Source organism: Dokdonella sp. (genome assembly GCF_035511235.1).
Taxonomy (GTDB): domain Bacteria; phylum Pseudomonadota; class Gammaproteobacteria; order Xanthomonadales; family Rhodanobacteraceae; genus Dokdonella.
Genome location: NZ_DATKFQ010000005.1, coordinates 167383 through 187237 on the forward strand (window position 1 = coordinate 167383; position 19855 = coordinate 187237).

The 19855-nt window shown below is 71.0% G+C and carries 18 protein-coding genes; 7 read left to right on the forward strand and 11 right to left on the reverse strand.

Going from position 1 to position 19855, the window contains the following annotated elements; all coding sequences use genetic code 11:
- Window positions 1-108 precede the first annotated feature (108 nt).
- Window positions 109-852 carry an SDR family oxidoreductase gene (locus tag VMR06_RS02695; protein ID WP_325372720.1) on the reverse strand — a complete coding sequence of 248 codons (744 nt, stop codon included), beginning with the start codon at window positions 850-852 and terminating at the stop codon, window positions 109-111.
- A 106-nt stretch (window positions 853-958) separates the two neighbouring features.
- On the opposite strand from VMR06_RS02695, the gene VMR06_RS02700 reads away from it, so the two are divergent.
- The 7 genes from VMR06_RS02700 to VMR06_RS02730 all read left to right on the forward strand — a co-directional run bounded on the left by VMR06_RS02700 (window position 959) and on the right by VMR06_RS02730 (window position 7670).
- On the forward strand, window positions 959-1855 hold the full coding sequence (locus VMR06_RS02700; RefSeq protein ID WP_325372722.1) for a LysR family transcriptional regulator: 897 nt from the start codon (window positions 959-961) through the stop codon (window positions 1853-1855).
- Between the two features lie 182 nt (window positions 1856-2037).
- Window positions 2038-2505 (forward strand): hypothetical protein, encoded by a 468-nt coding sequence (locus VMR06_RS02705; protein ID WP_325372724.1) that lies wholly within the window; start codon window positions 2038-2040, stop codon window positions 2503-2505.
- A 361-nt stretch (window positions 2506-2866) separates the two neighbouring features.
- A complete protein-coding gene (locus tag VMR06_RS02710; protein ID WP_325372726.1) occupies window positions 2867-3256 on the forward strand; it encodes a GntR family transcriptional regulator in 390 nt (129 codons plus the stop codon).
- A 30-nt stretch (window positions 3257-3286) separates the two neighbouring features.
- Window positions 3287-4174: an ABC transporter ATP-binding protein gene (locus tag VMR06_RS02715; protein WP_325372728.1), complete on the forward strand. Its 888-nt coding sequence runs from the start codon at window positions 3287-3289 to the stop codon at window positions 4172-4174.
- Complete coding sequence (locus VMR06_RS02720) at window positions 4171-4860, forward strand: hypothetical protein (protein ID WP_325372730.1); 690 nt, start codon at window positions 4171-4173, stop codon at window positions 4858-4860. Before VMR06_RS02715 ends, VMR06_RS02720 begins: the two co-directional genes overlap by 4 nt.
- Before the next feature lie 7 nt (window positions 4861-4867).
- The gene (locus tag VMR06_RS02725; protein ID WP_325372732.1) at window positions 4868-6046 is read left to right on the forward strand and encodes an acyltransferase family protein; all 1179 of its coding nucleotides are present in this window, start codon (window positions 4868-4870) and stop codon (window positions 6044-6046) included.
- 298 nt (window positions 6047-6344) lie between these two features.
- A complete protein-coding gene (locus VMR06_RS02730) occupies window positions 6345-7670 on the forward strand; it encodes a hypothetical protein (RefSeq protein ID WP_325372734.1) in 1326 nt (441 codons plus the stop codon).
- A 226-nt stretch (window positions 7671-7896) separates the two neighbouring features.
- Here the strand turns inward: VMR06_RS02730 and VMR06_RS02735 are convergent, their stop codons facing one another.
- The 10 genes from VMR06_RS02735 to VMR06_RS02780 form a co-directional block, all read right to left on the reverse strand.
- Complete coding sequence (locus tag VMR06_RS02735; protein ID WP_325372736.1) at window positions 7897-8697, reverse strand: MipA/OmpV family protein; 801 nt, start codon at window positions 8695-8697, stop codon at window positions 7897-7899.
- A 395-nt stretch (window positions 8698-9092) separates the two neighbouring features.
- Window positions 9093-10430 (reverse strand): HAMP domain-containing sensor histidine kinase, encoded by a 1338-nt coding sequence (locus tag VMR06_RS02740; protein WP_325372738.1) that lies wholly within the window; start codon window positions 10428-10430, stop codon window positions 9093-9095.
- On the reverse strand, window positions 10423-11103 hold the full coding sequence (locus VMR06_RS02745; RefSeq protein ID WP_325372885.1) for a response regulator transcription factor: 681 nt from the start codon (window positions 11101-11103) through the stop codon (window positions 10423-10425). The genes VMR06_RS02740 and VMR06_RS02745 overlap by 8 nt, the downstream gene beginning before the upstream one ends.
- An 8-nt stretch (window positions 11104-11111) precedes the next feature.
- Window positions 11112-11420 carry a hypothetical protein gene (locus tag VMR06_RS02750; protein WP_325372741.1) on the reverse strand — a complete coding sequence of 103 codons (309 nt, stop codon included), beginning with the start codon at window positions 11418-11420 and terminating at the stop codon, window positions 11112-11114.
- Window positions 11421-14528, reverse strand: coding sequence for an efflux RND transporter permease subunit (locus VMR06_RS02755; RefSeq protein ID WP_325372743.1), 3108 nt, complete (start codon window positions 14526-14528; stop codon window positions 11421-11423).
- A complete protein-coding gene (locus tag VMR06_RS02760; RefSeq protein ID WP_325372745.1) occupies window positions 14525-15775 on the reverse strand; it encodes an efflux RND transporter periplasmic adaptor subunit in 1251 nt (416 codons plus the stop codon). Before VMR06_RS02760 ends, VMR06_RS02755 begins: the two co-directional genes overlap by 4 nt.
- A 217-nt stretch (window positions 15776-15992) precedes the next feature.
- Complete coding sequence (locus VMR06_RS02765) at window positions 15993-17354, reverse strand: sensor histidine kinase (protein ID WP_325372747.1); 1362 nt, start codon at window positions 17352-17354, stop codon at window positions 15993-15995.
- On the reverse strand, window positions 17341-18066 hold the full coding sequence (locus tag VMR06_RS02770) for a response regulator transcription factor (RefSeq protein ID WP_325372749.1): 726 nt from the start codon (window positions 18064-18066) through the stop codon (window positions 17341-17343). The genes VMR06_RS02765 and VMR06_RS02770 overlap by 14 nt, the downstream gene beginning before the upstream one ends.
- 13 nt (window positions 18067-18079) lie before the next feature.
- Entirely contained in the window at window positions 18080-18895 is an 816-nt protein-coding gene (locus tag VMR06_RS02775) for a MipA/OmpV family protein (RefSeq protein ID WP_325372751.1), read from the reverse strand.
- 342 nt (window positions 18896-19237) lie between these two features.
- A complete protein-coding gene (locus tag VMR06_RS02780; RefSeq protein ID WP_325372753.1) occupies window positions 19238-19753 on the reverse strand; it encodes a hypothetical protein in 516 nt (171 codons plus the stop codon).
- Between the last annotated feature and the right edge of the window lie 102 nt (window positions 19754-19855).

The window sequence follows — 19855 nt, forward strand, 5'->3', positions numbered from 1 at the left end:
CTGCGCGTGCGACCGCGCCGGGGCCGCGGCAGGCGCATGCGCCGTCGGCCGCCGGAGGCGGCAGCGGCTCGACGCAACGCCGGCGCCCGGCGGCGTCGCGGATCGCGCTCAGACCATGCCGCCGTTGGCGCGGATCACCTGACCGTTGATCCAGGCGCCGTCCGGACCGGCCAGGAACGCGACGACCGCGGCGATGTCGGCCGGCGTGCCGAGGCGCTCGAGCGGATTGAGCCGCGCCATTTGTTCGATCCGTTCCGGCGACTTGCCGTCGAGGAACAGATCGGTCGCGGTCGGCCCCGGCGCGACCGCGTTGACGGTGATCGCCCGGCCGCGCAGTTCCTTCGACAGCACGGCGGTCAGTGCCTCGACCGCGGCCTTGGTCGCCGCGTAGACGCCGTAGGTCTCCAGACGCAGACCGATCACGCTCGAGGAGAAGTTGACGATGCGGCCGCCGCTGCGCAGCCGGCGCGCGGCCTCGCGCATGCCGTTGAAGCTGCCCTTGAGGTTGACCGCGACGAGACGGTCGAACGCGGCGTCCTCGACCGCGGCCAGCGGCGCGAGGTCGAGCACGCCGGCATTGTTGACGAGCACGTCGACGCCGCCGAAACGCGCTTCGGCCGCGTCGAACAGGCGCTGCATCGCGAGCGGATCGGCGACATCGGCCTGCAGCGCGAGCGCCTGGCCGCCGGCGGCGACGATGCGCGCGACCAGCGTCTCGGCCTCGGCGCGCGCGCCGGCGTAGTTGACGACGACGGCGTGGCCGCCGCCGGCGAGCCGCTCGGCGATCGCGGCGCCGATGCCGCGCGAGGCACCGGTGACGAGGGCGACAGAGGTGGGGACGGAAGTGTTCATCGGGATGTTCCTGTAACGGCCGGATCGGCGGTGACGGGTAAGGTACGACCTGGGCTCGGCCGAATAATCTGGCAGAATCCGCGATCATCATTCGGATACCCGGACAATGGACCGGTACGACGCGATGCGCCTGTTCGTGCGGATCGTCGAGCGGCGCAGTTTCACGCGTGCCGCCGAGGATCTCGGCCTGCCGCGCGCGACCGTCACCGATGCGATCAAGGCACTCGAAGCGCGCCTCGGCGTCCGTCTCCTGCAACGGACCACACGGCAGGTCGTGCCGACGCTGGATGGCGAGGTCTACTACGGCCGTTGCCTGCGCCTGATCGTCGACATCGACGATGCCGAGAACGCGTTCCGCACGACGCAGCCGCGCGGCACGCTGCGTATCGCCGTGCACGGCACGCTGGCGCGCCGCCTGCTGTTTCCGCGCCTGCCGGCGTTCCTCGAGCGCTATCCGGAGATCGAACTCGACGTCGCCGAGGGCGACCGCTACGTCGACCTGGTGCGCGAAGGCATCGACTGCGCGATACGTGTCGGCGAACTACGCGCCAGCGACCTGGTCGCCCGACGCCTGACCGTGCTGGCCGAGGCCACCGCCGCCGCGCCGGACTACTGCGCGCGTCACGGCGTGCCCGCCGACGTCGATGCGCTGAGTGACGCGCACCGCATGGTCGGCTTCCATTCCTCGGCGACCGGCGGCCTGCTGCCGCTGGAGTTCCAGTGCGCGGGCCGCGTGCGCCATCTGACGCTGCCCACGCGCGTGCGCGTCGCCGGTGCCGATGCCTACATCGGCGCCGCCTGCGCCGGTCTCGGCATCATCCAGGCACCGCGCTACCGGCTCGACGGCTACTTTGCGTCCGGCCGGCTGGTGCCGCTGCTCGAAGCCTGGCCGCCGCTGCCGAGCCCGGTCTCGATCGTCCACCCGCACGCGCGCCTGGTCTCGCCGAGGCTGCGCGCATTCATCGACTGGGCCGCCGAGGCGTTCCGGACGGCCACCGACTGATTCCGAAGCGGCGAGCGGCGTCGCCCACGATCGTCGACATCCGCGACGCGCCACGCGCGCCGGCTTGCCGCGCTCGCGCACGGCGTGCGATGGTGCGCGCCCGCCGGATGCGCCGCAACGGCGCAGTCGTTCCGCCGGTCCGCGCCAGCGCGCACGCAAGTCCGCCACACGAGTCGCCCGCCATGAGCCCGATCACCCGCGCGTTCCACGCCGTGAGCTATCTGCAGTACCCGCTGCTGCTGGTGTCGCTGTTCTACGTCGTGCAGCCGTACTTCGACGGGTTCCAGGGGTTCTGGCAGAGCTTCAACAAGGCGCTGATCTTCGCCGGCGTCGCGATCAGCTTCTCGACGCTGCAGGACACCACGCGCACGCAGAACGAATTCTCGAAACGAATCTGGCAGGACCCGCGCAAGGGCCGGCGCGCGCTGATCGTGCTGGCCGCGAGCGCCGCGGTGATGCTGGTCGCCGGCCTGTACGGCTTTCTCGCCGCGCCGGCCGGCATCGTGCAGGAGGTCGCGTTCGGCCTGCTGATGCTCGGCATCGGCTACGTCGGCCTGCTCAAGGCGGCGATCGAGATGTACGAGAACCACCGGCTCGACAAGCACGGCCCGGCCGCACCCGCCACACCCGCACCGCCCGACGCGCACTAAGCGGCAACTCGCCGCGGCCGCGTCGCGCGGCTGCACGCTGGTAATCGCGCATCGCGCGACCGATCGACCCCGGCACGGCTTCGCCGTGATCGCGCAACGCCGACGGCGATCATCGCGTGCCGCGCCTGCGCCGCGGCGGACACGTCGATCGGCCGCCGCGACGGCCGGCATCGCGACCGTCGATCCGCATCCCGCATCGAAACACCGGCAGCGCCCGCGCGAGTACGCACGAGCGTCAGTCCTTGCGCGCGGACTTCGGCGACAGCGCTCGCATCGGCCACCAATGACGCCGTGCGAGATCGCTTGCGAGGTGTTTCTATCTGTGTATACTCACTATACACAGTGAGGCCACCGCCGATGCATGACTGACGCACTCGTCCTTTCGAACCAGTCGCCGACGCCGATGTATGCGCAGATCGTCGAGCAGGTCCTCGCCAAGGTCATGGCCGGCGAGTGGCCGCCCGGCCATCCGCTGCCGTCGATCCGCGAGCTGGCTGCGCGCAGCCGCGTCAGCGTGATCACGATCAAGCGCGCGTACCTGGAGCTCGAGCGCGCCGGCGTGATCGTCACGCAGCAGGGCAAGGGCTCGTTCGTCGCCGACCGGGCCGACGCCTCGCGCGCGGTGCTGATGAACGAGTTCCATGCGCAGCTGACCGCGCTGGCCGCCACCGCACAGACCTTGCGACTGGAACCGGACGAGGTGCTGCGCTTCGTTACCGCCGCGCTCTCCGAATCCACCGAAGACACCTGACCCCCCAGCGGATCCGACAAGCCCATGGACATGCTCTCTCCCGCGATCGCGCTTCAAGGCGTGCACAAGCACTACCGCGATTTCGCGCTGCGCGACGTCGACCTGGTCGTACCGACCGGCCAGATCATGGGCCTGATCGGCGTCAACGGTGCCGGCAAGTCGACGCTGCTGCGGATGCTGATCGGCCTGATCCGCGCCGACGGCGGCACCGTCGAGGTGCTCGGCCAGCGGCTGCCGGAGGCGCAGGTGTCGGTCAAGCGGCACATCGGCTACGCCTCGGACGACATGCGCCTGTACCGCGGCCAGACGCTGCGCTGGCACATGGACTTCGTCGCGCGGATCTATCCGGACTGGGACGAGGCCTACGCGCAGCATCTGCTGACGCGCTTCGACCTGCGCGCGCAGCAGAAGCTCGGCGGCTATTCGCACGGCCAGCGCGTCAAGGCGCTGCTGCTGCTGATCTTCGCGCGGCATCCGCGCCTGCTGCTGCTCGACGAGCCGACCACCGGCCTGGATCCGGTCGCGCGCGGCGAAGTGCTCGACGCGCTGGCCGAGGTACTGCGCGACGAGGAACGCTCGGTGCTGTTCTCCTCGCACAACACCGCCGACGTCGAGCAGCTGGCCGACGCCATCACGTTCCTGCACCGCGGCGCGATCGTCGCCTCGTCCGACAAGGACACCTTCCTCGATCGCTGGCGGCGCATCCTGTGTCGCGGCATGGCCGGCACGGCACTCGCGGCACTGCCCGGCATCGCCTCGGTGCGCGAGAGCGCGCCGCTGATCGAGCTCAAGACCGATGCCTACGACGAGGCGTTTCCGGAGCGCCTGCGCGCCGCCGGGCTGCAGATCCAGTCGATCGAGCCGATGACGCTCGAGGACATCTTCGTCACCGCGGTACGGCAAGGAGCGACCCGATGAATCTCTTCGCAAGCGATGTCCGCATGGTCGGCCGCCTGATCGTCAAGGACTGGCAGGTCTACCAGAAGGCGCTGGCCGGCTTCCTGGCCGGCATCGTGCTGGCACTCGGCCTGATCGGCAGCGGCGGACCGTGGTGGGTGGCCGGAGCCGGCGCGATGCTGCTGATCGTGCTGCTGGTCGTGGTCGGGTCCGTCACGATCCAGACCTCGCTGTTCATCGAACGCAAGCAGCAGACCGTGCCGTTCATCATGAGCCTGCCGGTCTCGCCGATGGACGTGTACTGGGGCAAGCTGCTGGCCAATCTGGCGATCTTCCTGGTGCCGCTGCTGCTGGTCGGCGGCGGCATGATCACGCTGATCCTGACCACGCCGATCGCGGACGGGCTGGTCGTCTGGATCGTGCTGAGCGTGGTGTTCGTGCTGACCACGTTCTGCTTGTCGCTGTGCTTCGCGATCGCCTGCGAGTCGGAAGGCTGGAACGCGTTCGTGATGCTCGGCCTGATGACGCTGATCGGTCCCTTCATGTTCGTGGTCGGCCGGCTCGAAGGCATCGTCGAGCACGTGCGCGGCGAGCAGGTGGTCTGGACGCCGACGGCGCTCGCGATACTGGCCGCTGAACTGGCGACGATTGCGGTCGCGATCGTCGTGACCAGCGTGCTGCACGCGCGCAAGCGCTCGTTCCTTTGACACGGCCGTGAGCGCCGCACCGCGCGTCCACTACATGGACCACCTGCGCGCGCTGGCGATGCTGGCCGGCGTGGTCTTCCACGCCGCACTCGCCTACAGCCCGCTGCTGCACGGCCTCTGGCCGACCGCCGATGCCGGCGGCTCGGCCGCGATCGACGTCGCCGCCTGGGCGCTGCACCTGTTCCGCATGCCGCTGTTCTTCGTCGTCGCCGGCTTCTTCACGGCGCTGCTGGTCGAGCGCCGCGGACTGGCCGGCCTGTTCCGCACGCGCGCCCTGCGCGTGCTGCTGCCGCTGATCGTGCTGCTGCCGCCGGTGCTGCTGAGCCTGCATGCGCTGACGGTCGCCGCGGCCGCGCATGTGCGCCAACCTTCCCCGCTGCTGGGCCTGCTGGCCGACTACGCGCGCACGCACGACGGCCTGCCGCTGATGCCGACGCTGGCGCATCTGTGGTTTCTGGCCTATCTGATGCTGTTCACGCTGCTGGTCTGGGCGGTGTCGACGCTGGAACCGTCGCCGCGCCTGCAGGCCGCGCTGCGCGCGTGGCGCCCGTCCTGGCCGGTCGCCGCAGTCGCGCCGATCGTGCTGGTGCCGGCGCTCGCGGCGACGAGCTCCCCGTGGCCGGCGCCCGAATCGCTGCTGCCGCAGCTATGGGCGATCGCGTTCTTCGGCGCGTACTTCGCGCTCGGCTACGCGTTGTGGCTGCAGCCGGCCCTGCTCGACCGCCTGCGCCGCGCGGCGCCGCTGCTGGTCGTCGCGGCGCTGGCGCTGTACGCGGCGCTGCCGTGGGTGCTCGGCGCGCCGCGCGCGGTGCCGCCGGAACCGGCGACGCGCTGGCTCGACGCGGCGCTGCAGGCCTTCGCCGGCTTCTGGCTGACGCTGGGCTGCCTGATCGCCGGCCGTCGCTGGCTCGACACCGCCAACCCGCTGATGCGCTGGCTCGCCGATGCGGCGTACTGGGTCTATCTGGTGCATCTGCCGGTGCTGTTCGCAGTGCAGTACCCGCTGCTCGACGTCGCGCTGCCGTGGGGCGTGAAGTTCGTGCTGTCGACCGGCCTGACGCTGGCGATCTCGCTGGCCAGCTATCAGTGGCTGGTGCGGCATACGTGGATCGGGCGGTGGTTGAACGGCGCGCGGCCGCGACAGGCCGCTGGACGGACGCGTTCCGACGCCCTGCCTGGCAATTGAACCCACTGGGGGCCGGATGTTGCGGCCGAGCGACCTGCACGTCGAACGGTTCTCGTCCAGGGCGCATCGGCTCATTGCGGCCGCGAAGCTGTCTCGATAAAGGCTGACGATTCGACTCGCCAGCCGACAACGGAGCCGTAGCGAGACGGCATGCGCCCGGCCGGTTCGCCCTCTCAGGTCGGCACCTGTCCGGACCGTTTGGTGGGGTCGCAACGCATGCGGGACTGGACAACGTGCCTCCATTGTCGATGATGCGAAGCGACATCCCACCCCCGGGACGGCTACGAGGAACGAACCCGTGAAACCGAAGATCCTGCTGCGTGGCTGCACCGGTCTTATTGTCCTGGTCGGGGTGGCGTTTTCGGCTGTGGCCACCGCCCAGACCGTCACGACGACCAACGTCCTGACCCAGGCGCCGCAGTTCAGCATCTACTCCGACGATCTGCCGCCGCTGTACACGCCGCCGCCGGGTATCGTGCTGCTGCGCGGAAACGAGTCCTGGTACACGCTGACCAAGCTGAGCCCGGCGCAGCAGGCGCAGTTCGGCGCCGACCTGTCGGCCAAGGTGACCAAGTTCGCCGGTTGCGATGCGTTCGACCGCATCGAGAAGATCGTCTACATCGCCAAGGAGCCGGGCGCCGTGCCGACCCAGGCCGACTTCCCGAACGCGATCGAGATCGCGCGCTTCATGACCACCTTCAGCACGTACAACCGCGAAAGCAATCCGGCGCCGTACGTGTCGCCGCTGATGGACGTCAGCGCGTTCGCGCCGCACCTGGCCGATCCGACGCGCGACATCTGGGTCGGTTTCGCCGGCGGCTCGTATCCCACTTACCCGAACGGATCGGGCACCTACAACCCGTGCTGGAGCAGCGGCGGCGTGCAGACGCCGAACCTGCCGAGCGCGCCGTATCCGCCGGGCCTGACCACCGAGCAGGCACAGGCGATCTTCGCGCGGACCGGTTTCAGCTTTTCGCTCGATTTCCTCTCGACCGAGCCACCGGGACCGCCGGCGCCGGGACCCGCGCTCAACGCCGCGCTCGCGGCACCGACCGGCCCGGCCGGCGGCGCCAGCCTGACGATCGCCGGCACGATCGACGTACCCGATCCGGGCGACGGCCGCACGGCGGTCGACGGCACGCTGCATCTGATCGTGACCACGCACGGCGGCAATTCCGAGTACGGATTCAGCACCGGCAATGTGCTGTCGGCCAACGGTGCCCCGGTCGGCGATGCCTTCAGCACGCAGACCAACTGCAATTCGTTCATCGGCACCGCGATCAATCCGCTCAACGGCAACATCAGCAGCGGCACCAACGGCGCCAATCCGAGCAACCCGCGCAACTGGTGCCCGGGCGGTCCGGTGCGGACCACCGTCGCCAACCCCGGCACGACCAATCCGACCGATGCCAATCCGGGCGTACCGGTGCGCTCGAACGCGTTCCACAACGTACGGCTCGACGTCGGCAGCAATACCGTGCAGCTCGACCTCGGCCCGTTCGTGACGCGTTTCGGCGGCCCGTACGACCCGGGCTGCGGCAACTGCTACCCGACCTCGATCGTGTTCGTGCCGGTAATCGATGCGATCTTCGACGACGGGTTCGAGGATGCGGTGCGGCCCTGACGCGAAACGGGAAGACGGCGCAATGCCGTCTTCCCGACCGACCGGCGGCGCGAAGCGACGTCCGTCGGCGGAACGCGTGACGAACGCCCGCCGGAATCGGTCCGCGACATCGATGTGATATCAGCGCTCTCCCGCGGCACTCGAGCGGCCGATCGCACTGCGCGCCACGGCGGATCGGCCCACCTCGATCGATGCCACCCGATCCAATCGCAGCGCGAAGGCTCAATCAGAACCCGCGCGACAAGCCGAAGAACACCGATGCGCTGCCGCTGGCATCGCGATCGACCAGCGGACTGTCCCTGATCTCGTCGGGCAGGCTGCTGTACTTGGCCGACGCGAGCAGCGACCACTTCGATCCGATCGGCCGGAAGTAGTTGAGGCCGGCGTGGCCGATCGTCACCGAGCCGGGCTGGTAGTCGACGACGCCGCGCGCGATCTCCTTGTCGAGCGTGCCGAAGTAGTAATTGGCCATATCCTTGGACTGCCAGCTGGCGCCGACCGTCGGCGTCAGCATGCCCTGGCCGATCGCGAACGGATAGCCGTACTGGACCGAGACTTCCTGGCCGCCGCTGGTATCGGTCGCGTCGGCCAGCAGCTCCACTTCGAGCTCGCCGGCGCGGCCGCTCCACTTCATGCCGAAGCCGAGATCGAACCCGAAGTCGCGGTCCTCCAGCGACCGATGGTCGACGCCGTTGTCGGCCAGTTCGCGCCGGCCCAGATCGTCGGCGCTGAAACCGTCGAAGCGGAACTTGCCGATCGCGGCCAGCTCGAACGACTCGCCCGAGAACAGCCGCCAGCCGCCGGTGATGCCGCGGAAGTAAAAGCGCTCGCCTTCGTAGGCGATCAGCGGAATCGGTACCACGCGCGTGCCTTCGCCTGCATAGGGGCTGTCGGACACCATCGCGGCCAGGCCGATGCTCCAGCGCGGCGGATAGCCCTCCGGCGGCCCGTCGTCGGCGGCGCCCGGCTGGGCAGCGGCTTGCAGCGACAAGCCGGACAGCAGTACGGGCCACAGTCTGTTCTTCATGGAATGCCTGACCTCATCGAGTGGGGAGCGATCGCGTGCCCGCCTGCGCGCCGCAGCGCCACGGCGTGGCACGTCGCGGTCAGGATGGCGCGGCGACGTCGCCGAAATGTCGTACCTGCGCCGGCGCCGCGATGTTTCGCATCGGCCCGCATCGCCCGACATACGCAAGAAGCCGATCGCCGGATGCGTCCGCCCCGCGTCGGATGCGCGCACCGGCGCGGCCGGACGCGGGCCGCAGGTGGCGCGCGGCGCACCGGCGGGCACGGCCGATCGCACACGCCGGACACGCGCGTCGTCCGCCGCGTGCGCGATGCGACGCGCCTCTTCGCCGTCATGTCGCGCGCCCGGTCGATCACGCGGCGGCGGCACGGCCGCTCGCGTATCGCGCGACGTCGCTACGGCACGATCACGCTGGAACCGACGTCCAGCCGCGCCCGCGTGCCGGCCGGCCCGGCGGATTCGATCGCCAGCCGCCAGCCGAAGCGGTCGCAGATGCGGCCGATCAGGAACAGCCCGAGGCCCTGCCCGCGGACCGGCGCCGCGTGGCGCAGGCTGTCGCGATAGCGCCGTGCCGCCTCGACCGGATCGAAGCCGCTGCCCGAATCGGTGACGGTGATCGTGCCCTCGCCGAGCGCGATCTCGACATAGCCGGCATCGGTGCTCTCGATCGCGTTGCGCAGCAGGTTGCTGACCGCGATGCGCACGATCGCCTCGGGTACGGCGATGAAGGTCGGCGCCAGCGCGCCGACTCTCAGCTGCGCGGACGTGTCGCGCAGCAGATGCTCGTGGTCGCGCGCCAGACGCGGCAGCAGCTCGTGCAGGGCCGTGACGTCGGCCGGCTCGGACTCCGGATCGGGCTCGCGCGCCAGGTACAGCAGGGCGACCATCGTTTCGGACAGGTCCGCCACCGCATGCTCGATGCGGCCGAGCACCGGCCGCGCAGCCTCGGGCAGCGGCATCTTCCCGAGCACGTCGGCCGCTCCGGCGATCACCGCGATCGGCGTGCGGAACTCGTGGCTGGCCTGGTCGAGCAGGCTGCGCTCGCGCGCGACGAACTGCGCGACACGTTCCAGGTGCGTATTGCTGGCCTGCGCGATCATCTGGATCTCTTCGCGCGCGTAGGTCATCGGCAATCGCGCCGCGGTATCGCTCGGGTCGATCGCCTGCATGCGTTCGGCCAGATCCCGCACCGGCTGTACCAGGTTCGCGTGCAGCCACGCGATCACCGCGGCGATCAGTACCGCGAAGATCACCGCCCAGCCGACGCTGAGCAGGCTGTCGCGGTTCTGCTGGTCCTCGAGCGCCTCGATGTCGACCGTCGTGATCAGCCGGCCGTGCGGCAGGTCGAGTACCCGCGCATGGAAGCTGACCGGCCTGTCGTCTTCGATCGACTGGAACGCGCCGAAGAAGCCGCTCTCGGTCGAGTAGTAGCCGGCCGGCAGGTCGGCCAGATAGGCCGGCTCCGGCAGCGTGCCGCGGTCGGTCCAGTACCAGGACCGGACGATACCGCCGTGCGGCAGCGACGCCCCGTGCCCCGCCGCGACGCGTGCGGCATGATCGGCCGACACCGCGGCCAGCAGATCGGCCCAGAAGCGATGTTCGATCAGGCGCTGGCTGCTGAAGCTCTGCATCGCCAGTGCGGCCAGCATCGTCAGCCCGAACACGACCATCGCGGCGCTGATCCAGCTGTGGACACCGCGCGGCCTGCGCGGTGCGGCGCGGCGCCTAGCCATGGTCGCAGAGCCGGTAGCCCGAGCCCGTTACCGTATGCAGCAGCGGCGCCTCGGCATCGAGCTGGATCGCTCGGCGCAGCACGTGCATATGCGAGCGCAGCAGGTCGGTCTCCGGCACGGCATCGCCCCAGGCCGCGCGCTCCAGACGTGCCCGCGTGACGACCTGCGGACTCTCGCGCATCAGCAGTTCCAGCAGGCGGCGGCCGGTGCGGCTGAGCGCGATGCGCCGGCTGCCGCGATGCACTTCCAGCGTGCCGAGATGGAAGCGCAGATCGCCCACGCGCAATACGTCTTCCGGCACCGCGGCCCGTCTGAGGCGCGCGACCAGCGCGCGCAGCCGTACTTCGATCTCCGGCAGCGCGACCGGCTTGACCAGGTAGTCGTCCAGGCCCGATTCGAAGCCCTCGATCTTGTCGGCGAGCTGGTCGCGTGCGGTCAGCATGATCACCGGCACCTTCTTCTTCGCGTCGCCGCGCAGCCGGCGCAGCACGCCGAGGCCGTCCAGACGCGGCAGGTTCCAGTCGAGCACGATCGCGTCGTAGTCGCGGGTCGAGGCCAGGTGCAGGCCGGAGACGCCGTCCGGCGCCGCGTCCAGGCTATGGCCGCAGGCTTCCAGATAGTCGTAGAGATTGGCCGCGAGCTGCGCGTTGTCCTCGATGATCAGGATCGACAGCTGGCTGCTCATGACGGGTCCGCCGCTGGGGGCTGGACCGGATCGGCGGCGGGCGCCGCCGGCCTGCCGGACGCATTGCGCGCGGCGACCGCGGACACCACGCCCGCTTCGCGCGCGAGCCACTCTAGCATGGTCCTCGCGCATGCGAAGGCGACGCCGAGGTCGTGTGCCGGCGGCGGACACGCCGGCTGCCGCCAGGCGGCGGCCGCGCCGCGGCGGCCGTCCGCGGCGCGGCCGATCGCGATGCCGTGGCAGTCGGCCGCATCGTCAGGCGACAGCTGCGCCTCGACTCCGGAGCGTGGCTCGCGCATGCGCATCTACGCCTCGGCCATGCGGCGCGCAGGCCGCGCGTCGCCACGCGGCCGCAGCAGCGCGCGCAGACCGCGCACCGCATCGTCGAGCAGGCTGTAGACGACCGGGATCACCAGCAGACACAGCAGCGTGGACCCGACCAGTCCGCCGATCACGGCGATCGCCATCGGCGCGCGGAAGCTCGGATCGGCACCGAAGCCGAGCGCGACCGGCAGCATGCCGGCGCCCATCGCGATCGTCGTCATGACGATCGGCCGCGCGCGCTTGCGGCAGGCGTCGAGAATCGCGCGGCGGCGGTCGAGGCGGAGTTCGCGGCGCGCGATGACGACGTAGTCGACCAGCAGGATCGCGTTCTTGGTGGTGATGCCCATCAGCATGATCAGGCCGATCATCGACGGCAGCGACAGGCTGGCGCCGCTCAGCCACAGGGCCAGGCACGCGCCCGGAATCGCCAGCACCAGCGCTGCCAGCACGGTCAGCGGCTGTGCGAAGTCCTTCAGCAGCAGCACCAGCACCGCATAGACGCAGCACACGCCGGCCAGCATCGCCAGCACGAAGCCGGCGACCAGCTCGCCCATCGTCTCGGCGTCGCCGGCCGTGGTCTGCACGATACCGCCCGGCAGCTGGCGCAGGCTCGGCAGCGCGGCCGCGGCGCGCTCGACGTCGCCGAGCGGCCGGCTGCCGAGCTCCACCCTCAGCGTGACGCTGCGTCTGCGGTCGTGGCGCGTGAGCTCGGCCGGCCCGCTGCCGATGCTCACGTCCGCGACGCTCTCCAGCGGCACCGGTCCGTAGGCGCCCGGCACCGGCAGCCGGCGCAGCGTGTCCAGATCGTCGCGGCCGCGATCGGCCAGCCGCACCAGCACCGGCACCTGCCGCTCGTCGAGGTTCAGCCGCGCCAGATCCTCGTCGTAGTCGCCCGCAGTCGCGATGCGCAGCGTCTCGGCGATCACCTCGGACGTGACGCCGAGCTCGGCTGCCCGCGCGAAATCCGGCCGCACGATCAGCTCCGGCCGCACCAGGCTCGCCGAGGACGTGACCGCGCCGATGCCGGGCATGCCGCGCAGCTCGCGCTCGACGCGGCTCGCATGGCGCGCCAGCAAGGCGCCGTCCTCGGCCGCCAGTACCAGCTGGTAGCCATCCGCATCGCTGCCGACGCCGATCCGGACGCCCGGCAGCGCCTGCAGGGCCGCGCGCAGGTCGTTCTCGATCGCCTGCCGCGTGATGCCGGCCCGCGACCGGCGCGGCACCAGGTTCACGGTCAGCACGGCCGTGGTCACGCCGGCCGCGGACGCGGTCTCGTCCGCATCGCCGCCACCACCGGCGGCGCCGACCGCGGTGTAGACCGAGCGCACCTGCGGATGCCGCGCGACCAGCACGCGCGCCCGTTCCGCCGCGTCCAGCGTGTCGGGCAGCCGGCTGCCCGGCGGCAGCGTCACCGTGACCTGGGTATGGGGACCGTCGTCGGGCGGCATGAACTCGCCCGGCAGCCGCGCGGCGATCGCCAGGCCCAGCGCGACCAGCAGCGCGGCCGCCGCGAGCGTGGCCGCACGGTGGCGCAGGCCCACGCGCACGGCGGTCAGGTAGTGGCGCAGCCAGCGCGGCTCGGCTGCGCGCCGGCGCGCTGCATCCGCGCCGGGCGCCTTCAGCAGGTACGCCGCCAGCATCGGCGTCAGCAGGCGCGCGACGATCAGCGAGAAGAACACCGCGATCGCCGCGGTCCAGCCGAACTGCACGAAGTACTGGCCGACCACGCCGCCCATCAGCGAGGTCGGCACGAAGACCGCGATCAGCGTGAACGTGGTCGCGATCACCGCCAGGCCGATCTCGTCGGCCGCCTCGGCCGCGGCGCGCAGCGGCGGCTTGCCGGCCAGCAGATGCCGCTCGATGTTCTCGATCTCGACGATCGCATCGTCGACCAGCACGCCGACCACCAGCGACAGCGACAGCAGCGAGACCGTGTTGAGCGTGAAGCCGAGCAGGTGCATCACCGCGAACGTGGGAATCGCCGACAGCGGCAGTGCCACCGCGGCGATCGACGTCGCGCGCCAGTCGCGCAGGAAGCACAGCACCACCAGCACCGTCAGCACGGCGCCCTCGACCAGCAGCCACATCGAGCCCTGGTAGTTCTCGGCGATCGGCGCGACGTGGTCGACCGCCTCGGCGAAGCGCAGGTCCGGATGCGCCGCGGCCAGCTCGGCGACGGCGGCACGCACGGCGTCGGCCACGGCCAGCTCGCCGGCGCCGCGCGCGCGCAGCACGTCGAACGCGACGACCGGCCGGCCGTCGATCCGTGCCGCCGTGCGCGGCTCGGCGGTGGTGTCGGTGACGCTCGCCACCTCGTCCAGACGCACGCGGCGGCCGTCGCTCAGCGACAGCTGCAGCTGCGCGATCGCGCGCGCATCGCCCACCGTCGCGATCGTGCGCACCGCCTGTTCGGCACCGCCGATCTCGACGCGGCCGCCGGCGGCCTCCTGCTGGAGCGCACGCAGCTGGCGCGAGACGTCCGCTGCGGTGCTGCCGAGCGCCAGCAGACGCTGCGGATCGAGCTCGACGCGGATCTGCCGGTCGACGCCGCCGACGCGCGACACCGCGCCCACGCCCGGCACCGCCAGCAGACGCCGCGCCAGCACGCCGTCGACGAACCACGACAGCGCCTGCTCGTCGCGCCGCGCCGAGGACACGGTCAGCGTGGCCACCGGCGTATCGGCCAGCGTCATGCGCTCGATCACCGGATCCCGCAGATCCGTCGGCAGCTGCGCGCGGATGCGCGCGAGCGCGTCGCGCACCTCGTCCATCGCCTCGGCCACCGGCTTGCCGACGCGGAACTCGGCGGTGATGCGCGCACCGCCGTCGCCGAGCACGCCGGTCAGGCGCTTGAGGCCCTGCAGGTTCGCCAGCGCGTCCTCGATCCTGCGCGCGACATCGTGCTCGAGCTGCGCCGGCGAGGCACCCGGCAGCACCGCGGTGACCGTGACGACCGGGAAATCGATGTCCGGAAAGTCCTGCACGCTCATCGCGCGGAAGCCGGCCGCGCCGGCCAGCGTCAGCAGCGCGAACAGCAGCGTGATCGCGACCGGATTGCGGATCGACCAGGCCGAGACGTTGAGGTTCACGCGCCACCCCGGCTCGGTGCCGGCATCGGCGGAGCGCGCAGGCGCGGCGCGGCGGCGTGCGATCCGGTCACGCGCGGCCCGGAGGACCCGTGCCCACCGACCGCGTCCGCAGCCGGGGCGCCTGCGGCCGCCGTACCCGCGCCCACGCTGTCCGCGCCGGCGTCGACCACGCGCACGCGATCGCCCTCGCCGAGAAAGCCCACGCCCGCGGCGACGACCGCCTCGGACGCGCTCAGCCCCGCGCTGATCTCGATGCGATCGCCGGCGATGCGGCCGACCTCGACACGCTGCGCGGCCACGCGCGAGGCCGCATCGACGCGCAGCACGTAATGAAAGCCGTCGCGCAGCAGCACCGCGCTCTGCGGCAGCGTCAGCGCCGCCCGGCTGCCGATCTCGATGCTGCCGCCGACGAACAGGCCTGCGCGCAGCGTGCTGGCGGATGGCAGGTCGACGTAGACCAGGCCGGTATGCGTGCGCATGTCGATCTGCGGCGCCAGCATGCGCAGCTGGCCGCGGACCGGCTCGTGACCGGGGCGCTCGATCGTCGCCACCTGACCCGGCTCGAGCGTGTCCAGATCCGCCGCCGACACCACCGCGCGCCATTCGAGGCGGCCGTCCTGGATCAGCCGGAACAGCTCCTGGCCGGCGGCGGCCACCGCGCCCACCGTCGCCATGCGCGCGGTGATGATGCCATCGTCAGGCGCGAGCACGCGCGTATGCGCCAGCCGCAGGCGCTGGCGCTGCTCGGCCGCCCGCACCGCGTCCCGGCGTGCCCGCGCCGTGGTCGCGCCGACCGCATACTGGCCCACCTGCTGCGCGGACATCGCGCCGAGCGCGCCGAGCTTCTTGGCGCGTTCGTGATTGGCCTGCGCCTCATCGGCCTCGGCCACCGCCTGCGCGACCGCGGCGCGCGCCTCCGCGAGCTCGGCCTGCACCGTCGCGGCGTCGAGCAGGGCCAGCACCTGGCCGCGCCGGACCGTGTCGCCCACGTTGACGCGTACCTCGGTCAGGCGCAGACCGTCCGCCTGCGCACCGATGCTGGCCTCCTGCCAGGCCGCGACATGACCGGTCGCCGGCACGCGCAGCGGCAGCGCCGATTGCTGCGCCCGGATCAGTGCGACCGACAGCACGGCGGCCGGTGCGGCATCCGCATCGGCGGCGGCATCGCCCGCCGGTCCCGGCCCGAACGGCGCGAGCGCCAGGACCACGAGCCCGGCAGCGGCCAGGGCGAACAGACCATGCTTCATGTCGCGACGAGTCCTCGCAGATCGCAGATGGGAAGACCCGCCGCCCGCCGGGGGCAGACCGGCCCGACGGCCTCCGGGCAGCGCCGATCGTGAGGCGCCGACGTCGCGGAAATGTCGGGCGGACGCCGATACGCGACACGCGCAGCCGACAGCGAGCGCCGACGAACCCGATATCGGATCGAAGCCGGCGCCGGGGCGTGCTGGAAAGCCGGGTGACTCACGCCGCCGGCTCCGGCCGCGTAAGCACCGCGAAACGCGCGCCGCCTGCGGCCGACGTGCCCGCATAGTCGATCCGCCAGCGATGCGCCTGGCAGATCTCCCGGCAGATCGCCAGGCCCAGGCCCGCTCCGCCGCTGTCCTCGGTCCGCGCGCGCCAGAAGCGCTCGAACAGGAACGGCACGTCCGGCGCGGCGACGCCGCGGCCCGCGTCCTCGACGCTGAAGCCTTCCGCGCCGACGCGCACGCGGATCGCGGCGCCGCGCGGGGAATGATGGATCGCGTTCTCGAGCAGGTTCTTGGCCAGCACGAACAGCGCGCCGCGGTCGGCCTCCACGCAGACGGCCCGATCGGCGTCGACCTCCAGCTGCAGGCCGACGTCGTTCGGCTCCGCCAGCCGCTGCAGGTAGTCGATCGCCTCCTCCATCTCGACGCGCAGGTCGAGCGTCTCGAAGCGATAGTTGTGTCCCTCGCTGGCCTCGGCCAGGTGCAGCAGCTGATGCACGATGCGGCCCATCTGGGCGGTGTCGCGCAGCAGCGTCGGCGTATCGGCCGCACCGCCGAGCTCGATCTCGGCCTGCAGCAGTGCCAGCGGCGTCTTCAGCTCGTGCGCGGCCGACGCGAGAAACTGCTGCTGCACGCGAAAGCCGGCTTCCAGGCGCGCCAGCGCCGCATTGAGCGCGTCGATCAGCGGCACGATCTCGGCCGGCAGCCCGGCCGTGGACAATCGCATCGACAGCTTGCGCGGCTCCAGCCGCCGGGCGACCTCGGACGCCTCGCGCAACGGCCGCAACATGCGGCAGATCGTCAGATAGACCACCAGCGTGAACATCACCAGCGCGAGCGCGACCGTCACCAGGCCGGCACGCAGGTAGAGCTTGCCGGCGTAGTGCCGCAGCGTCACGACCAGCCGCTCGCTGCGCGCGACGCGCACCGCGTAGCGCCGTCCCTCGTGCACGATTCCGCGCTCGATCAGCCGCAGGCGCAGCGTCTCGGCGCCGTTGGGCAGCGATGCCTCGCCCTCGGCGGCGTCCATCCGGTCGAGCAGATCCTGCGCCGGCCCGTCGATGCTGTGCGCGACCACCGTGCCGGCCGCGTCGCGCACCTGATACGCCGCGTCCTTGGGCATCGCGTCGTAGATGCTGAGGTTCTCGTAGTCGAGCCCGACCAGGAGACCGCCGTCCGGCCCGGTCCGCAGGCCGTCCTCGATCTGCTCGACCTCCTCGAGCAGCTCGGCACGCAGCACCGCTTCGGGCGAGCCGGGCCACAGCAGCAGCAGGATCGCCACGGCGCCCAGGGCCGCCGCCAGCACGGCCGCCAGCGAGGCCAGCATCAGCCGGCTGGTCAGGCTACGCGGCAGCATCGGTGTCGCGCAGCGCGAAGCCGTGGTTGCGGATGTTGACCAGCGACACCTCCGCGCGCAGCGTGGCGAGCTTGCGGCGCAGTCGGTGCACGGCGACGTCCAGCGCATTCGGCGTGACGATCTCGTCCACGCCCCAGGCCGCCGATTCGAGCGTGCGCCTGCGGACCGGCTGGCCGGCCGCGCGCACCAGGCAGATCATGATCTGCAGCTCGGCCGGCGCCAGCGCCGCCTCGCGCTCGCCGCAGCGCATGCAGCCGGCTTCCGGCAGCACCTGCAGGCCGCGATGGATCAGCGCGGCGTCGCGCAGGTCCAGCGGACGGCGCATCAGGGCGCGCACGCGTGCGGCCAGCTCCTCGAGCGCGAACGGCTTGGACAGGTAGTCGTCCGCACCCGCGTCGAGACCGTCGACACGGTCGCGCAGCGCGTCGCGCGCCGTCAGCATCAGACAGGGCGTGCGCATGCGCGCCGCGCGCATGCGCCGGACCAGTTCCAGACCGTCGCCGTCCGGCAGGCCGCGATCGATCACCGCGACCGCGTAGACCGGCTGCGCGACGCCGGCCCAGGCCGATTCGAGCGACGCGAACACGTCCACCGCGATGCCGGCACCGGCCAGGCCGCGCTTGACCAGCGCCGACAGACGCGCATGGTCTTCGACCAGGGCGATCCGGTGCGTCAGCTTGCGGATGTCTTCCGGCATGAGGACGAGGCCCACTCGATGCATCGGGTCAGAAACTACGGCTGAAGCCGATCCTGAAACCGGCGCTGCCGCTCGCGTCCGGATCCAGCAGTGGACTGTCGGTCAGCTCGTCGGGCAGGAACTTGTAGTCGATCGAACCGAACAGGCTCCATTTCGCTCCGAGCGGACGCAGGAAGCCGACGCCGACCTGCGGCACCAGCACGGACCCGGGCCGGTAGCGCGCCACGCCGCGCGCGACTTCCTCGTCCAGGGTGCCATAGTAGTAGTTCGCCAGATCCTTCGACATCCAGCGCAGGCCGACGGCGGGCACCACGGTCGCGCGGCCCAGATGCACCGGATAGCCGTAGTCCGCGGCGATCTCGTAGCCGCCGCTGGTATCGGTCGCATCGGCCAGCGCGCGCAGCTTGAACTCGCCGGCACGGCCCGACCAGGTTGCCGCGATGCCGACGTCCAGACCGTCGTCGCGGTCCTCGAGCAGGCGCGCGTCCACGCCGTTGGCGGCCAGCTCGCGGCGGCCGAGGTCGTCGATGTCGAAGCCGTCGAAACGTCCGGACGCCACGGCGTCGAGCGTGAAGCCGCCGCGCTCGAACAGATGGAAGCCGCCGCCGAGGCCGCGCCAGAAGAAGCGCTCGCCCTCGAAGGTGATCAGCGGGAACGGACGCAGGCGGGTGTCCTCGCCGGCGTAGGCGCTGTCGCTGATCGACAGCGCCAGTCCGACGGTCCAGCGGTGCGGCGCTTCGTCGGCAACGCGCTCGACGATCGGCTCTTCGGTCACGCCGCCGCTCTGCGCCGACGCGAACGGCGAGGCCAGCAGGACGGCTGCGGAGAAACAGGACTTCAGCATGGGAGGCACTCGCGGGAAAGGACGCGCAGTGTCGGCGAGACCTTCTTACCGGGTCCTTACGGAAAGCCGGCGCCGATGCGGCTTCCGCGTGTGTGCTGCGCGCCGCGCCGACTCGTATCGGTACTTCGGGACTCGGTCATGCTCGGAGGCCGCGAGAGAGCTGGAAAGCAGACACCTGCGCCGGATCGGCGATCCGTGGCGACCGTCCGGGACCACAACCTAAGGATCGGCGCTGTCTCATTCGAAGGAAGTTAAGCTGACTCCGTTCCGCTATCGGAGCGCCACTGACGAGCGGCATTCCTCCATGCCGCGCTGATATTTAGCCTGGTTCTTCTCTGCGCGTCAGGTCCAATGACCGAACGACGCATAGGGAGGAGCCTCTCCTTTCGATTTCAGCACTCGGCGTGTCACCGGCAAGGCCTCCCGAGCCGCCTGATCCGACGACCGGAGTATGTCGGCGAGTTCGTCGCTGGAAGGGCGCTCTTGCAACATCAGCCGCAACTCGATCTCTCCCCAACGTCGCGAGACGGATGCGAAGTTGACTGCCGATGAGCGGTAGTGCTCGGCCATCGCACTCGGACGCAGGTAGGCCAAAACGGCGGCGAGCACGCCCTGCATGACGGTGAGCCCAGCGAGCGCGTACTGCGTCCAGAGCGGCGCACCCTGCCGATCGACCGCGTAGAACGCGAAGCCGAGAATGCATGTCGCCAGCACGATCGACGGAATGGCGAGCAGGCGCTCAAGGCGCAAGTAGTCACGAGAGCAGTCGAAATGCGCAGAGCGCCAATGAGCCGCCCAGGCGCTGTTTCCTCTCACCATCCTTCTGAACTCCACAAGACTCTCTTCCAATCTTTCCATCAGACGCCGCCTTGTCTTGAGTTGTAAAAAAGCACCCTACCAATCGTCAAAGCTCGCTTGTCGTCCGCTGACCAAATCCATTGCCTTCATCGTTGGAACACA

Bases quoted from the DNA above. Each gene is read 5' to 3' on its own strand.
- VMR06_RS02710 (WP_325372726.1), top strand. From the start codon at position 2,867: ATGACTGACGCACTCGTCCTTTCGAACCAGTCGCCGACGCCGATGTAT.
- VMR06_RS02765 (WP_325372747.1), bottom strand. From the start codon at position 17,354: ATGCTGCCGCGTAGCCTGACCAGCCGGCTGATGCTGGCCTCGCTGGCG.
- VMR06_RS02750 (WP_325372741.1), bottom strand. From the start codon at position 11,420: ATGCGCATGCGCGAGCCACGCTCCGGAGTCGAGGCGCAGCTGTCGCCT.
- VMR06_RS02780 (WP_325372753.1), bottom strand. From the start codon at position 19,753: ATGGAAAGATTGGAAGAGAGTCTTGTGGAGTTCAGAAGGATGGTGAGA.
- VMR06_RS02740 (WP_325372738.1), bottom strand. From the start codon at position 10,430: ATGGCTAGGCGCCGCGCCGCACCGCGCAGGCCGCGCGGTGTCCACAGC.
- VMR06_RS02705 (WP_325372724.1), top strand. From the start codon at position 2,038: ATGAGCCCGATCACCCGCGCGTTCCACGCCGTGAGCTATCTGCAGTAC.
- VMR06_RS02715 (WP_325372728.1), top strand. From the start codon at position 3,287: ATGCTCTCTCCCGCGATCGCGCTTCAAGGCGTGCACAAGCACTACCGC.
- VMR06_RS02700 (WP_325372722.1), top strand. From the start codon at position 959: ATGGACCGGTACGACGCGATGCGCCTGTTCGTGCGGATCGTCGAGCGG.
- VMR06_RS02760 (WP_325372745.1), bottom strand. From the start codon at position 15,775: ATGAAGCATGGTCTGTTCGCCCTGGCCGCTGCCGGGCTCGTGGTCCTG.
- VMR06_RS02775 (WP_325372751.1), bottom strand. From the start codon at position 18,895: ATGCTGAAGTCCTGTTTCTCCGCAGCCGTCCTGCTGGCCTCGCCGTTC.
- VMR06_RS02720 (WP_325372730.1), top strand. From the start codon at position 4,171: ATGAATCTCTTCGCAAGCGATGTCCGCATGGTCGGCCGCCTGATCGTC.
- VMR06_RS02735 (WP_325372736.1), bottom strand. From the start codon at position 8,697: ATGAAGAACAGACTGTGGCCCGTACTGCTGTCCGGCTTGTCGCTGCAA.
- VMR06_RS02695 (WP_325372720.1), bottom strand. From the start codon at position 852: ATGAACACTTCCGTCCCCACCTCTGTCGCCCTCGTCACCGGTGCCTCG.